Source organism: Pseudomonas sp. AU12215 (assembly GCF_001675465.2).
Taxonomy (GTDB): Bacteria; Pseudomonadota; Gammaproteobacteria; order Pseudomonadales; family Pseudomonadaceae; genus Pseudomonas; species Pseudomonas nitroreducens.
In genome coordinates, this window is sequence record NZ_MACM02000165.1 from 89,353 (window position 1) to 102,606 (window position 13,254).

12 protein-coding genes are annotated in these 13,254 nt (G+C 62.7%); 5 read left to right on the plus strand and 7 right to left on the minus strand.

Translation table 11 applies throughout. The features are described 5' to 3' along the window. Positions 1-96 precede the first annotated feature (96 nt). The 5 genes from A9513_RS26895 to A9513_RS26915 all read right to left on the minus strand — a co-directional run bounded on the left by A9513_RS26895 (position 97) and on the right by A9513_RS26915 (position 5,609). Positions 97-1,371, minus strand: coding sequence for a YgcG family protein (locus A9513_RS26895; RefSeq protein ID WP_065086084.1), 1,275 nt, complete (start codon positions 1,369-1,371; stop codon positions 97-99). Beyond that, positions 1,371-1,802: a hypothetical protein gene (locus A9513_RS26900; protein ID WP_065086085.1), complete on the minus strand. Its 432-nt coding sequence runs from the start codon at positions 1,800-1,802 to the stop codon at positions 1,371-1,373. Before A9513_RS26900 ends, A9513_RS26895 begins: the two co-directional genes overlap by 1 nt. Before the next feature lie 39 nt (positions 1,803-1,841). Beyond that, positions 1,842-2,990, minus strand: coding sequence for a YgcG family protein (locus A9513_RS26905; RefSeq protein ID WP_255302901.1), 1,149 nt, complete (start codon positions 2,988-2,990; stop codon positions 1,842-1,844). A 407-nt stretch (positions 2,991-3,397) separates the two neighbouring features. Continuing rightward, positions 3,398-4,336: a p-hydroxyphenylacetate 3-hydroxylase reductase component gene (locus tag A9513_RS26910; RefSeq protein ID WP_065086086.1), complete on the minus strand. Its 939-nt coding sequence runs from the start codon at positions 4,334-4,336 to the stop codon at positions 3,398-3,400. Positions 4,337-4,436: 100 nt separating this feature from the next. Next, on the minus strand, positions 4,437-5,609 hold the full coding sequence (locus A9513_RS26915; RefSeq protein WP_065086087.1) for a p-hydroxyphenylacetate 3-hydroxylase oxygenase component: 1,173 nt from the start codon (positions 5,607-5,609) through the stop codon (positions 4,437-4,439). A 710-nt stretch (positions 5,610-6,319) separates the two neighbouring features. Between A9513_RS26915 and A9513_RS26920 the strand changes: the two genes are divergently transcribed. Beyond that, entirely contained in the window at positions 6,320-7,582 is a 1,263-nt protein-coding gene (locus A9513_RS26920; protein ID WP_083196236.1) for an OprD family porin, read from the plus strand. 67 nt (positions 7,583-7,649) lie between these two features. Here the strand turns inward: A9513_RS26920 and hpaA are convergent, their stop codons facing one another. Together hpaA and hpaR are read right to left on the minus strand one after the other, a co-directional pair. Further along, the gene (hpaA, locus tag A9513_RS26925) at positions 7,650-8,567 is read right to left on the minus strand and encodes a 4-hydroxyphenylacetate catabolism regulatory protein HpaA (protein WP_065086088.1); all 918 of its coding nucleotides are present in this window, start codon (positions 8,565-8,567) and stop codon (positions 7,650-7,652) included. A gap of 33 nt (positions 8,568-8,600) precedes the next feature. Next, on the minus strand, positions 8,601-9,023 hold the full coding sequence (gene hpaR, locus A9513_RS26930) for a homoprotocatechuate degradation operon regulator HpaR (RefSeq protein ID WP_065086089.1): 423 nt from the start codon (positions 9,021-9,023) through the stop codon (positions 8,601-8,603). A 270-nt stretch (positions 9,024-9,293) separates the two neighbouring features. On the opposite strand from hpaR, the gene A9513_RS26935 reads away from it, so the two are divergent. From A9513_RS26935 to hpaD, 4 genes are all read left to right on the plus strand, one after another. Then, positions 9,294-9,959, plus strand: a complete 666-nt coding sequence (locus tag A9513_RS26935; protein ID WP_065086090.1) for a fumarylacetoacetate hydrolase family protein — start codon at positions 9,294-9,296, stop codon at positions 9,957-9,959. A gap of 1 nt (position 9,960) precedes the next feature. After that, on the plus strand, positions 9,961-10,731 hold the full coding sequence (locus tag A9513_RS26940) for a fumarylacetoacetate hydrolase family protein (protein WP_065086091.1): 771 nt from the start codon (positions 9,961-9,963) through the stop codon (positions 10,729-10,731). A gap of 19 nt (positions 10,732-10,750) precedes the next feature. Next, positions 10,751-12,211, plus strand: coding sequence for a 5-carboxymethyl-2-hydroxymuconate semialdehyde dehydrogenase (gene hpaE, locus A9513_RS26945; RefSeq protein ID WP_065086092.1), 1,461 nt, complete (start codon positions 10,751-10,753; stop codon positions 12,209-12,211). 115 nt (positions 12,212-12,326) lie between these two features. Continuing rightward, positions 12,327-13,250: a 3,4-dihydroxyphenylacetate 2,3-dioxygenase gene (gene hpaD, locus A9513_RS26950; protein ID WP_065086093.1), complete on the plus strand. Its 924-nt coding sequence runs from the start codon at positions 12,327-12,329 to the stop codon at positions 13,248-13,250. Positions 13,251-13,254 lie beyond the last annotated feature (4 nt).

The following is a 13,254-nucleotide window of genomic DNA, read 5'->3' on the forward strand; positions in this document are numbered from 1 at the left end:
AACTTTTGACGCCGAGACCGGCGTCCGCACAGGGTTTTGCAGGAAGCGTTCCAACTTCTTCGAACCGCGATAAATGCCCGACTCAGAGCGGCCGGATCACCAGCTTCCGGAAGCGCCGCCACCGCCGCTGGAACCGCCACCGCCGGAGTAACTGCTGCCGCCGCTGGACGACGAACTGCTGCCGCCGGAGCTTGAATCCGAGCCGGGCCCGGAACCGGAGCTGCCGCCGGCCAGGAAAGCGACCAGCATCGGCACGTACAGCATCGGAATCAGCGCCAGCGAATCGGGAAGCACCCAGGGCCACAGCGGAACTCCCGTCGCATAGACCACGAACCCGGCGATGCCGCCGGCCAGCGCCAGGCGAATGCAGAATTCCAGACGACTGCGCTTCCAGGTGCCGTAGGCGAGGAAGAACGGCAGGCACAGGAAGATCAGCGCGACGGTCCCACCAATGGGAGCCGCCAGGCCGTAGAGCGCGACGTCTCCCCCGTCGAAATGCGAGGCGAGCAGCATCAGCGCCACCAGGTAACCGATGAGCCCGCACACCACCCAGGCTGCCTTGCGCGAAGAGGCAGCCAGGGCGCCGATGCCGCCACCGGTGAACAGGCAGAACGGCAGGACGAAGAGCAGCATCGGCGCGGCGTCCAGGCCGGAGCTGAACGCCAGCAGCAGCGCCAGGCACGTGGACGCAAGCAGCACGGCGCGAACGCTGAACCAGCGCCGGCGCAAGGCAATGCCTGCTACGGCGCCGGCGCCCAGGCCGATCAGCAGCAGCCAGCCCTCAAGCGTCAGGCCGCCCTGCTGGCGTTCCTCCGGCAGTGTCTCGCCATCGATCAGACGCTCCAGGACCTCGACCGCCCGCTGGATGCCGCCGGCGAAGTCACCGTCGCGGAAAGACGGAACCATGTATTCCCGGATGATCCGCGCGGCACTCACATCCGGAATCGCGCCTTCCAGCCCATAGCCGACCTCGATGCGCATAGTCCGGTCGTCCTTGGCCACCAGCACCAGCACGCCATCATCCACCCCCTGCCGCCCCAGGCGCCATTGCTCGAAGACGCGGGTGGCGTACTGCTCGATGCTGTCCTCGCCGGTGCTGGGTAGCATCAGAATGGCGATCTGCGAGCCCTTGCGCTGCTGCAGCGCCAGCAGGCGCTGACGCATCGAGGCGACCCAGTCGCTATCCAGCGTGCCGGTGAGGTCGGTGACCGGGCTTGCCAGCCGAGGCACGGCCACCGCGGCAGGCGCTTGCTCCTGCAGCGCATCGGCGACATCTACGCTGGCCGCAGCCCTATCAGCCTGGACAGCCTGCGTGAGCGGCACGCCCGACAGGAGGAACAGGCACAGGAAGCCGAGAATCCAGGTTCTCATCAGGCAGCCGCCCTCGGCCGTCCGCGCAGGGCCTGCAGAATCCCCATGGACAGCTTCGGATCGTGCAACTGGCCGCGCCAGGCGCGAACGACGCTGAAGGCAGAGCTGACGAGGACGTATCCCGTGATCAGCAGACTGAACACAAGCACCAGCACGGACTTGATCTGAGGCCAGAGCTTGATCTCGCCATCGTTGGCAACCACACCCAGCGAACCGATCAACAGCACGACAGCCACGAAGATCAGCGCCAGGGACAAGTACAGGTCCAGCACTCGCAGCGTCACTTCGCGGACCAGCGGCGGAGCCCTGCGCCCCAGCAACAGATAGCCCAGCACCAGCAAGGGGATGAACCACAGCGAAACGTAGATCACCGGTAGCGTGACAAGGGGAATGGCGGCAGCAATGCGGCGGTCGCGAACGGTGCTGTCCATGGCGTGCTCGGTGCCTCCTGGCAAATGGGTGTCGAGATGCTAGTTGAATGCGCTCAACGCGCAAAGCCGCGGGGCGCTGCGCCACCAGCTGCCGGACGCCCCGCCGCCGCCGCTCGACCCGCCACCGCCGGAGAAACCGCCACCGCTGGAGCCGCCACGGGACGAGCCGCTGCCCGAGCCGGAGCCACCAGCCCCCTTGCCCGAACCGAATATCAGCAGCCCGGGGAGCGCCATGAACGGCAGCACCGCCAGCCAATTCAGCGGCACGGCCGGTGCGCCCGCGAAGAACGCCACCACCAGGTAGAGCCCCGCCAGGATCAGCAAGCGCAGATAGAAGCCCCGGCGGCCCTTGCGCCAGGTATCGCGCATCATCGAGATAACCAGCCACCAGAGGCCAAGCACGAACAGCAGGCCCACCGGCGCGGCCAGCGCATAAATCCACAGCACGCCGCCAAAGCGCGGCGTCAGGAAGCCGAGCAGGATGCAGTAGACGATCAGCCCGAGCACCCCGTAGAACATCACGCGAACCGTCCACAGCGCGCCGAAGGTGGCGCCACCCATCAGCAAGCAGAGCGGCGAAATCGCCACGGTCACCAGGGCATCGGTGCCGCTGGCGAGTACCGCCACCAGCGCAACGATTGCGGCGCCGATCGTCAGGGCACCACGCCAGCGCAGGCGATGGGCGGCCAGCAATACACCGCCAATCCCACCCGCCACGAAGGCCACCAGCAGCAGCCAGGCTTCCAGCGGCACCCGCAACGGGGCGGGCGCGGCCAGCGGTTCGCCGTCGACCAGCCCGATCAGCGCATCCACCGCCGCGTCGAGACCGCCGGCGTAATCCCCTTCGCGGAACGCCGGCGCCATGCGCTCGCGGATGATGCGCCCGGCCAGCACATCGGGAATCGTCCCTTCCAGGCCGTAGCCCACCTCGATGCGCATCAGGTGGTCGTCCTTGGCCACCACCACCAGCACGCCATCGTCGATGCCCTTGCGGCCGAGCTTCCACAGGCTGAACAGTTTGTTGGAAAACGCCTCGATGCCCATCTTGCCGACCGAGGGCAGCATCACCACGGCGATCTGCGCACCGCGCCGCCCCTCCAGGGCCGTGAGCTTGTCGATCAGGCGGCCCTTGGCGGAGGGGTCGAGCGTGCCGGTGACGTCGACCACGCGTTCGCCCAGCGGCAGCACGATTGCGCTTTCGGGGACCGACTCTGCAGCTACACCGCACAACGGTATTGCACCGAAGAAGAGCGCCAGCAACAAACCACCGAGCCAGTCTCGGCGGAGCGTATTTCCAGACACGAAGTGGCGCCCCCATTGCCAACGACAAGACGGCAAGGCTGCCATAGGCGCTTTACCGTCGCCACACCTCCATCGTCACCGATTCACCGCATTTCGCCCCTCCTGAAACAGTTCCGCGGGCAGGCACCTTCTCGTCACGCGTTAACATCCATTCAAAGCACGCTCGCCGGGCACTCCTTTGACGTTGGCGAGCGCCAGTTACCTGGCGTCGCTAACTGTCACGGATACAAAGGAATGGGCTCACCCTCGATGCGCCACCAAGGCCGACTACTCCGGCCAGCGACGGCAAGCTGCTACAGGGGCTGCGCCAACGCCCGAAGCACATCCTTGAACGTCTCGATCTGTTGCTGGTTGAAACGCCCGAATATCTTCGCCTGCTGCTCCTCGGCGATACTCCATAACGCTTCCGCCTGCTCAACGCCCGCCACCGTCAAACCACAAGCATCCCCATGCCCGCGCAACAACCCCTTGCGCTCAAGGTTGGCGCGAGCCTCCTCGATCTCGCGCTGGGGCATTGCCACCAGTTGCAGCAAGGCCGACACCGCCAGGCTGGCGTCCTTCTCCATGACCATCAACATCCGCGCCTCGCTGGTACGCAAGCCACTGGCCAACTGCCGGGGCTGATAGTCGGCCTGGTAGCAGCGCAATGCCTGGGTCATCAGGTAATAGAGATTATGGTTGAGTCGCCCCTGGAAGGCGGTTCGCGGCACGCCGGCCTCCACCTTGCGCAAACGGGGATGCGGCAGCACGGTGCTGTACACTCCTTGGTGATACAACAGAGGCGCGCGCCCCAGGTCATCGAATGCCAGCACCCGGCCAATCAGGATCCAGTGGTCGCCGCCGTCGAGCTGCTGATATTTCTCGCACTGGAAGCGCGCCGCACAGTCGGCTAGCAACGGCGCACCACCCGCCCCCACCTCCCAGGCCACACCGCTGAACCGGTCAGCGCTGGGACGAGCGAACTGATTGGACAGGTCCACCTGATCAGCGGCGAGAATATTCACCGCGAAGTGCGTCGCGCAGTGGAAAACCTCATAGCTGCCAGAACGCTTGTCGATACTCCAGAGCACCAGCGGCGGGTCGAGCGACACCGAATTGAAGCTGTTGGCGGTCACACCAACGCGCCGGGCATCGGCATCAGCGGCAGTCATCACGGTAACTCCTGTGGCGAAGTTACCCAGAGCACGGCGAAAGGCGCGCGAGTCAAACCCCGCTGCATTATTGTCAGTCATGGCGAATCCTCCGCGCCGACCGATCGGCCGGCGGGCAAAAGGCAATCAAGAAAAAGGAGTGTGGTGCCAACCCGAGGTGTGGCGCGCAGACGTGCGCAACTCAGACCATGCTGGGGTCGGGCTCCAGCCCCATCAGCTCACGGCCGAGGATCTGCGCGCAGACGTCATAGTCGGTGTAGGCATGAGCGCCGGTCATGTGCGAGTCGCGGAACAGACGCTGCAGTTCATTGTTGTCGAACCAGGCCGTACCGCCGGCAGCGGCGAACAGCCGATCCACTGCAGCGATGCACATTTTCACCGCGTAGGCTTGGTTGGTCCGCCAGTGCGCCAGCGTCCGGCGCTCCGGGTAACGATGCGCACGCGCGTATTCGGCATGCTGCTCCCAAGTCTTTTCGAGGAAGGCACGGGCGGCGGCCACCTGGTGGGTGGATTCCGCCAGGCGCATCAAGGCCGGGGTTGCAGCGCCAACGGCGGCCCCCGTGTAGGCACGCACGCGATTGCGGGTTTTCTCGGTGAAGGCAGCGAGCATACGCTCGGCGATGCCCAGGCTGATCGCGGCAAAACCACTGGCAAAGTACGGACGATAGGGGGCGTAGAAGATCTGGCTGTCCGGGTACAGGCCAAAACCGGCGGAGCGACCCTCCATCATGTCCTTGGCAGCTTCGATGCGATGATTGGGGATGAAGGCATCCTGGATGATCAGTGTCTTGGTACCGCTACCGCGCATCCCGGCAACGAACCAGTCATCGCGGATGTCGTAGTCGGCGCGCGGCACCACGGCGAAACAATAGATCGGTTCGCCGCCATCCTTGCTTTGTCGACGGAAACCGACGATGGCCCATTCGGCGTAATCGCAGCCGCTGCTCCACCCCATCTCGCCGTTGAACAGTATGCCGCCTTCGACCTCCTGAACCTTGCCGAACGGAGCAATGCTGCTACTGGCAGTTGCGTCGGGGTTTTCGCCCCAGACGTCGTCTTGCAGGCGTTTTGAGAACATCGCCAGTTGGTGGCTATGGGTACAGAGCAGGCTGAAAGCCCAAGCCGTGCCGGCACAGGCGCCTGCCAGCGCCACCACGCATTCGGCGAATTCGGGCAGCGAGATTTCCATGCCGCCATAGGCTTTCGGCTGGAAAGCGCGGTGCAGGCCGATGCCTTTCAGCAGGGCGATGTTCTCGGCCGGCGCCATGCGCTCCCGCTCGCCACGCTCAGCGTTGGCAGCGATGTCCGGGAGGATGGAGCGAAGGTCTTCAAGCAGTGAATTCGGCTTTTTCATGATAGGCCCTGAATTGTTATTGGAAGTCTGCGGAGGCACTGCATGCACAGGCGCAGGGCTTCCGGACGGGCTCTCGAAGGGTTCGACGAGAGGGACGGGCGGATTATGTAAGCCCATCGACACTCGACTGAATGTAAGTTACGCAGTCTCTCTTGTACTTTTCATTGAACATTCCAAGGAGCACAAAAAACCCGAAATCCACGCTACAAGCCCCTAACCCAATGATTTTCACGTTATTTCATTAAGATAGAAATGAATCGACGGATTTTCATTTTTCATACCTCCTTTCATCCCTACCCCTCAGTGCATCGACACTCGCTTGGTGCCCTTCGCCCTGTACCTGGCCAGCCATGGAATTTCCGCTTGGTGGAACCTGCACAAATCGCCGGAGAGCCTGGGATGGCGCCGTTACAGGTATGCCTTCGGCCGTTCCCCTTGGCAGAGAACAGGTTAATAAGTTAATTGACTGTGATCACAATTGTGCAAAATTCCGCACGAGCCAAATCGTCGACTCGACGGTTATGAAATAAATATTTCATTTAAAATCAATAATTTGTGAAATTATAAAATTCTCCATACGAACTGGATATCTGAGATACGGCTACACAGGCATATTGTTAATATCTTAACAAGACCCTAGATTAGGCACGCCACATCCCCGCAACAGAGGGACCATGGCGCCAACCTCCCTTTTCCTAGAGACAAGAACAATGATCAGGAAAAACCGCAGCCTCTCTCATCTCCCCTGTCTGCTCACCACCGTCTGGGGCATCAGTTCCGGCGCCCAGGCCGATCTGATCAGCGACAGCACGGCCAGCATCGAGGCCCGCAACATGTACATGAACCGTGACTTCCGTCAGAGCGGTGCGCCACAGTCCAAGGCAGAGGAATGGGCTCAAGGTTTCACGGCTCGCTTTGTCTCCGGCTTCACCGATGGCACCGTGGGCGTCGGTCTGGATGCCATCGGGGAAACGGCGATCAAACTCGACTCCAGCCGTGATCGACACGGCACCGGTCTCCTGCCCTACGACAGCCATGGCGAACCGGAGGACACCTACAGCGAATTGGGGCTGACCGCCAAGCTGCGTGCCTCGAACACCGTGCTGCGCGTCGGCACGCTGCAGCCACAATTGCCGGTGGCTGCCTACAACGACACGCGGCTGCTTTCGTCCACCTATGCCGGCGGTCTGCTCACCTCGCAGGAGATAGAAGGACTGACACTCAATGCCGGACGCCTGGAAAAGATCAACCGCAGAGACTCGTCGCACAACGAGGAGATGAACTACACCGGCGTGGACAGCGCGCACCTCGACCTGCTGGGCGGAACCTATGCCGTCACACCGAATTTGAGTCTGAGCTACTACTACGCGCAGATGGAGGATATCTATCAGCAGAACTACGCAGGCCTGGTACACAACGCCAGCCTCGGCGAAGGCATCAGCCTGAAAACCGATCTGCGCTACTTCGATACCGTAGAGGCTGGCGACCACCGCTACCGCAGCGCAAACCGGGTGGATGGAGGGCGCATCGACAACCGCTTTTTCAACGGCATGCTCACCCTCGGTGTCGGGGCGCACAAGTTCGGCGTCGGCTACCAGAACCTCTCCGGCGATGGCGACTTCGCCTATCCCGGGCTGGACCCGTACTCGGTGAACCTGGTCACGATCAACGTCTTCACCAAGGCCGGCACTGACGCCTGGCAGGCACGCTATGACTATGATTTCGCGGCGCTAGGCATGCCTGGACTGACCTTCATGACCCGTTACGTCTACGGCAAGAACGTGCAGACGGCGACAGTGCGTGACGGTAGCGAGTGGGAGCGTGACACCGATCTTGCCTACGCATTCCAGGATGGTTATCTGAAGGGTTTCAACGTTCGCCTGCGCAACGCCACCTTCCGCTCCGGCGACGGCCTGCGCACGGATATCGACGAAAACCGCATCATCCTCGGCTACACACTCCCACTGTTCTGACCCAACTGGCCGACCATCTGCGGATACCCTCTGGCGGCGGCCACTGCCTACCACGGCATGGCGTCGGCTAGCGCCAAGCGTCTTCCTTGTCATTGAGGCGACGCTGGCGATATTCCCCTGGCGCCAGACCCGCATTGCGGGTGAAGAAGCGGCTGAAATAGCCAGGATCCTTGAAGCCGAGCTGGTAGCAGATCTCATTGATCGACAACCCGGTGAACAACAGCAGGCGCTTGGCCTCCTGCATCAATCGGTCATGAACCAGACGCTTGGACGGAAGCCCTGACACCCGTCGACAGATATCGTTGAGTCGCGCTTCGGTGACGCCGATCTGCGATGCATAGACGGACAACGAGCAGTGTTCAGCGTAGCGCTCCTCGATCAGCACGTTAAAGCGCTGGAAGAACTGCAAGTCGTCGCGCCGTGTCGGTTGTGCCTGTAGCGAGCGGCTCGACAGACGCAACAGGCTGATGAAGATCAGGCGGGTCAGCAGGCTCAGCCCGGCATCGCGGCCCGGGCGCTGGGCGCGAAACTCGTCACGCAGCAATTCGAACAAGCTATCCAGGCGCCGTGCCTCGGCCTGGAAACTTTCCTCCAATTCGCTGAAAGCAACGCAAAGCGGTGCAATCTGCGGCCCGCTGGCAAGCCCCTGCTCCGGCTCGAGCAATGGCCAGATCAATTGCTGGCGCACGGTCAGGACGTGACCATCACTGCCAGGCTCGGTGACGAACGCATGGGCAACGGTCGGCGGCGTGAGGAAGAACAGCGGGCCCTGCTGGTGGTACTGTTGCTCATCGAGAAAAACCCGAACAGCCCCACTCTTGACGTAGTGCACCTGGAAGTAGCGGTCGTGACGATGCACCGGCATGTTGCGACCGAAGAAATCCGCCAGCTTGCCCAACTCTTCGTAATGAACCTCCGAGTCGGCGTAACGCAGGTCGTAGACCTGACCGATATCGATATTGGGAATCGGTGGGCGTCGTGCCATCTCGGACCTTCCTGCCGGTAAGACGCGACCCAGTCAGGGCTCGATCTTCTTCAGATCATCCAGTAGCGCCAACAGCTGCTGCAGCTTCTCGGCCCCAAACTGATCTTGGATTTTCTGGTAGTTGCTTTCCATACCCTCGCTCATCGCCACGAACGCCTGCTGCCCCTGCTCGGTCAGGCAGACGTAGACGCGACGCTGGTCCTGCGGCGACTTCCAGCGCTTGACGATTCCGTCACGCTCCAGCCTCACCAGCATACCGGTCATGCTCGGCTTGAGGATGCAGGCCTGGTCGGCCAGTTGGTAACTCTCCATCTCGCCGTTCTGGCGCAGGATTCGGATCACCCGCCACTGCTGCTCCGTCAATCCATGCTGATTGAGCATTGGACGGAAAAACGCCATGGCCGCTTCGCGGGCCTGAAGCAGCGTGAGGGTCAGAGAAGGACGAGGACTTGGCATATAGCGCCTGTTCGAATCGATAAAGGCTGGATTTAACCAACAAGGTGTCAGCCCGCGCAACGCTGTCATCCATCCCAAGGATCGCAAAGCCCGAGGTCACGCCAGTAACTCGCAACGGCAAAAACCTCCGCGCCCTTTCACGCAGCTATCGATGCTCAGGGCTTGACCATTGTTAACATGTTAATTATAACATTCACATATTAACGAAATAGCCATTCCTATCGCACCGCGACATCTGCGGCCCCGACAAGCAACCCAGGAGCGAACACCATGCGTCGCGCAGCAAGTGAAGTCGCCAACGGCACCCTGTTCGGCGTCGCGCTGAACTACCAGGGCCTGTTGCACAGCCGGCTGGAAGAGTTCCAGCAAGCTCCCTACCAACGGCCGCCGCTCAAGCCGGTGCTGTTCATCAAGACCCCCAACACCCGCAACGGCGATGGCCAGGCGGTGGTCTTTCCCGCCGGAGTCGAGCGTCTGCAACCGGGCCCAGCGCTGGGTGTCGTGCTCGCTCGTGACGCCAGCCGCGTCAGCGAAGACCAGGCCATGGACTATGTGGCCGGCTATGTGATCGTCAACGAGTTCAGCCTGCCGGAAGACAGTTACTACCGCCCGGCGGTCAAAGCCAAATGCCGCGACGGCTTCTGCCCGTTGGGCAGCGAGGTGGTCGGCCGCGACGAGATCGCCGACCCACATGCCCTGCCGATCCGCCTGCTGGTCAACGGCAAGGAGCGCCAGCACAACAGCACCGCCAATTTGCTGCGCAGCATTCCTCGGCTGATCGCCGAGATCAGTGAGTTCATGACGCTTCACGCCGGCGATGTGCTCCTCACCGGCACCCCCGAGGGCCGCGTCGATGTGCAGCCCGGTGACGAGGTAGTAGTGGAAATCGAAGGGCTGGGCCGTCTGGTCAATCACATCGTGGCGGAGGAAGCCTGAGATGAAACACGCACGTATCCGCTATCAGGGCGCCATCCACGCAGTCACCGTGGAAGCTGCCAACGCCGTGCGCCTGGCCGATGGCCAACTGCTCGGCGAACACCAGGTGGAGTGGCTGCCACCGGCCACCGGCAGCATGTTCGCCCTTGGCCTGAATTATGCCGACCATGCCGCCGAGCTGGCCTTCAAGGCACCCACCGAGCCGCTGGCGTTCATCAAGTCGCGTGGCACCTACACCGGCCACAACCAGGTTACCTGGCGGCCGGATGGCGTCGCCTACATGCACTACGAGTGCGAACTGGTGGCGGTCATCGGCAAGCCGGCGCGTAACGTCAAGCGTGAGGACGCCCTCGCCTACCTGGCCGGCTACACCGTCTGCAACGACTACGCCATCCGTGACTACCTGGAGAACTACTACCGACCCAACCTGCGGGTGAAGAACCGCGACGCCACCACCCCGGTCGGTCCCTGGATCATCAGCGCCGACAAGGTGCCCAATCCCTCGCGGTTGACCTTGCGTACCTGGGTCAATGGCGAGTTGAAGCAGGAAGGCAGCACCGCCGACATGATCTTCGACATCCCCTACCTGATCGAATACTTCTCCAGCTTCATGACCCTGCAGCCGGGCGACATGATCGCCACTGGCACACCCGAAGGCCTGGCCGACGTGATGCCGGGCGATGAAGTGGTGGTGGAAGTAGAAGGCGTCGGCCGCCTGGTCAACCACATCGTCAGTGAGGCCGAGTTCTTCGCGAACCGCGCCCGCGCCTAATCGAGACAGAGATACCCGCATGATCAAGCACTGGATCAACGGCCGCGAGGTCGAGAGCAAAGAAGCCTTCACCAACTACAACCCGGCTACCGGCGAAGCCATAGGCGAAGTCGCCAGCGGCGGCGCCGAGGAAATCGCCCAAGCCGTGGCAGCGGCCAAGCAAGCCTTCCCGAAATGGGCCAACACCCCGACCAAGGAGCGCGCCAGGCTGATGCGCAAGCTGGGCGAACTGATCGAAGCGAATGTGCCCAACCTCGCCGAACTGGAAACCCTCGACACCGGCCTGCCGATCCACCAGACCCGAAACGTGCTAATCCCCCGCGCCTCGCACAACTTCGAGTTCTTCGCCGAGGTCTGCACGCGCATGGACGGCCACAGCTACCCGGTGGACGATCAGATGCTCAACTACACGCTGTACCAGCCGGTGGGTGTCTGCGCCCTGGTATCGCCGTGGAACGTGCCATTCATGACCGCCACCTGGAAGACCGCGCCGTGCCTGGCGTTGGGTAATACCGCAGTACTGAAGATGAGCGAGCTCTCGCCCCTGACCGCCAACGAACTGGGCCGTCTGGCCCTGGAGGCCGGCATCCCGCCCGGCGTGCTCAACGTAGTGCAGGGTTACGGCGCCAGCGCGGGTGACGCCCTGGTGCGCCACCCGGACGTACGGGCCATCTCCTTCACCGGCGGTACCGCCACCGGCAAGAAAATCATGCAGACCGCCGGCCTGAAGAAGTACTCGATGGAACTGGGCGGTAAGTCGCCGGTGCTGATCTTCGATGATGCCGACCTCGACCGGGCCCTTGACGCCGCGCTGTTCACCATCTTCTCGCTGAACGGCGAACGCTGTACTGCCGGCAGCCGCATCTTCATCCAGGAAACGGTCTACGACCGGTTCGTCGCCGAATTCGCCGCCCGTGCCAAGCGCCTGATCGTCGGCGACCCGCAGGATCCGAAGACCCAGGTCGGCTCGATGATCACCCAGGCCCACTATGACAAGGTCACCGGCTACATCCGCCTCGGCATCGAGGAAGGCGCCAGCCTGCTGGCCGGCGGACTGGAACGCCCGGCCAACCTGCCAGCGCACTTGGCCAGAGGACAGTTCATCCAGCCCACGGTGTTCGCCGACGTGGACAACCGCATGCGCATCGCGCAGGAAGAAATCTTCGGCCCAGTGGTCTGCCTGATGAAGTTCAAGGACGAGGCCGAAGCGCTAAAGCTGGCCAACGAAACCGAGTACGGCCTGGCCTCCTACATCTGGACCCAGGACATCGGCAAGGCACATCGCCTGGCACGCGGCATCGAAGCCGGCATGGTGTTCATCAACAGCCAGAACGTCCGCGACCTGCGCCAGCCATTCGGCGGCGTGAAGGGTTCGGGCACTGGCCGTGAAGGCGGGCAATACAGCTTCGAGGTCTTCGCCGAGATCAAGAACGTCTGCATTTCCATGGGTAGCCATCCCATTCCCCGCTGGGGCGTCTAGGAAACGGCTCGACGATAGAGCGGCCACCCAAGGCCGCCAGCATCGCCGGCGTGCAGAGAACAATCACAAGAATCCGGGTGCCCTACAGGCGGCACCCCGCACCAGGAGAACCACCATGGGCACAGTCGCGCTGGCTGCCAAGATCACCCACGTCCCGTCGCTATACCTCTCCGAACTGCCCGGCCCACGCCAGGGAAGCCGCCAGCCGGCGATCGACGGACTCCACGAGATCGGTCGCCGCTGCCGCGAGTTGGGTGTCGATACCATCGTCGTGTTCGATACCCACTGGCTGGTCAACGCCGGTTACCACATCAACTGCGCGCCACACTTCCAGGGGCTCTACACCAGCAACGAACTGCCGCACTTCATCGCCAACATGGCGTACGAGTTCCCCGGCAACCCTGAACTCGGGCGCATCCTCGCGCAGAGCTGCAATGCCCTGGGTGTCAACGTACTGGCCCACGACGCCACCACCCTCGGGCCGGAGTACGGCACTTTGGTGCCGATGCGTTATATGAACCAAGACCGCCACTTCAAGGTGATCTCGGTCTCAGCGCTATGCACCGTGCACTACCTCAACGACAGTGCGCGACTGGGCTGGGCCATGCGCAAGGCGGTCGAGGAGCACTACGACGGCACAGTGGCCTTCCTCGCCAGCGGCTCACTGAGCCATCGCTTCGCCCAGAACGGCCAAGCCCCGGAATTCGCCGACAAGATCTGGAGCCCGTTCCTCGAAACCCTCGACCACCGGGTGGTAGAGATGTGGCAGCAGGGTGATTGGTCAACCTTCTGCGACATGCTTCCGGAATACGCGGCCAAGGGCCATGGCGAAGGCTTCATGCACGACACCGCGATGCTCCTCGGCGCGCTGGGCTGGTCGGCCTACGACGGCCGTGCCGAAGTGGTGACGCCCTACTTCGGCTCCTCCGGTACCGGGCAGATCAACGTGGTGCTCCCGGTGACCGCACAGGACGGCTCGGCGATTCCCGCCGCACAAGCCGGCAATCCTGCCGGCGGCCCTTCCGCCAGCCGACTCTGAGGGC

Coding starts and splice junctions, on each gene's coding strand:
- hpaR (WP_065086089.1), bottom strand. CDS start 9,023: ATGCCAAGTCCTCGTCCTTCTCTGACCCTCACGCTGCTTCAGGCCCGC.
- A9513_RS26935 (WP_065086090.1), top strand. CDS start 9,294: ATGCGTCGCGCAGCAAGTGAAGTCGCCAACGGCACCCTGTTCGGCGTC.
- A9513_RS26920 (WP_083196236.1), top strand. CDS start 6,320: ATGATCAGGAAAAACCGCAGCCTCTCTCATCTCCCCTGTCTGCTCACC.
- A9513_RS26910 (WP_065086086.1), bottom strand. CDS start 4,336: ATGACTGACAATAATGCAGCGGGGTTTGACTCGCGCGCCTTTCGCCGT.
- hpaD (WP_065086093.1), top strand. CDS start 12,327: ATGGGCACAGTCGCGCTGGCTGCCAAGATCACCCACGTCCCGTCGCTA.
- A9513_RS26940 (WP_065086091.1), top strand. CDS start 9,961: ATGAAACACGCACGTATCCGCTATCAGGGCGCCATCCACGCAGTCACC.
- A9513_RS26900 (WP_065086085.1), bottom strand. CDS start 1,802: ATGGACAGCACCGTTCGCGACCGCCGCATTGCTGCCGCCATTCCCCTT.
- A9513_RS26895 (WP_065086084.1), bottom strand. CDS start 1,371: ATGAGAACCTGGATTCTCGGCTTCCTGTGCCTGTTCCTCCTGTCGGGC.
- hpaE (WP_065086092.1), top strand. CDS start 10,751: ATGATCAAGCACTGGATCAACGGCCGCGAGGTCGAGAGCAAAGAAGCC.
- A9513_RS26915 (WP_065086087.1), bottom strand. CDS start 5,609: ATGAAAAAGCCGAATTCACTGCTTGAAGACCTTCGCTCCATCCTCCCG.
- hpaA (WP_065086088.1), bottom strand. CDS start 8,567: ATGGCACGACGCCCACCGATTCCCAATATCGATATCGGTCAGGTCTAC.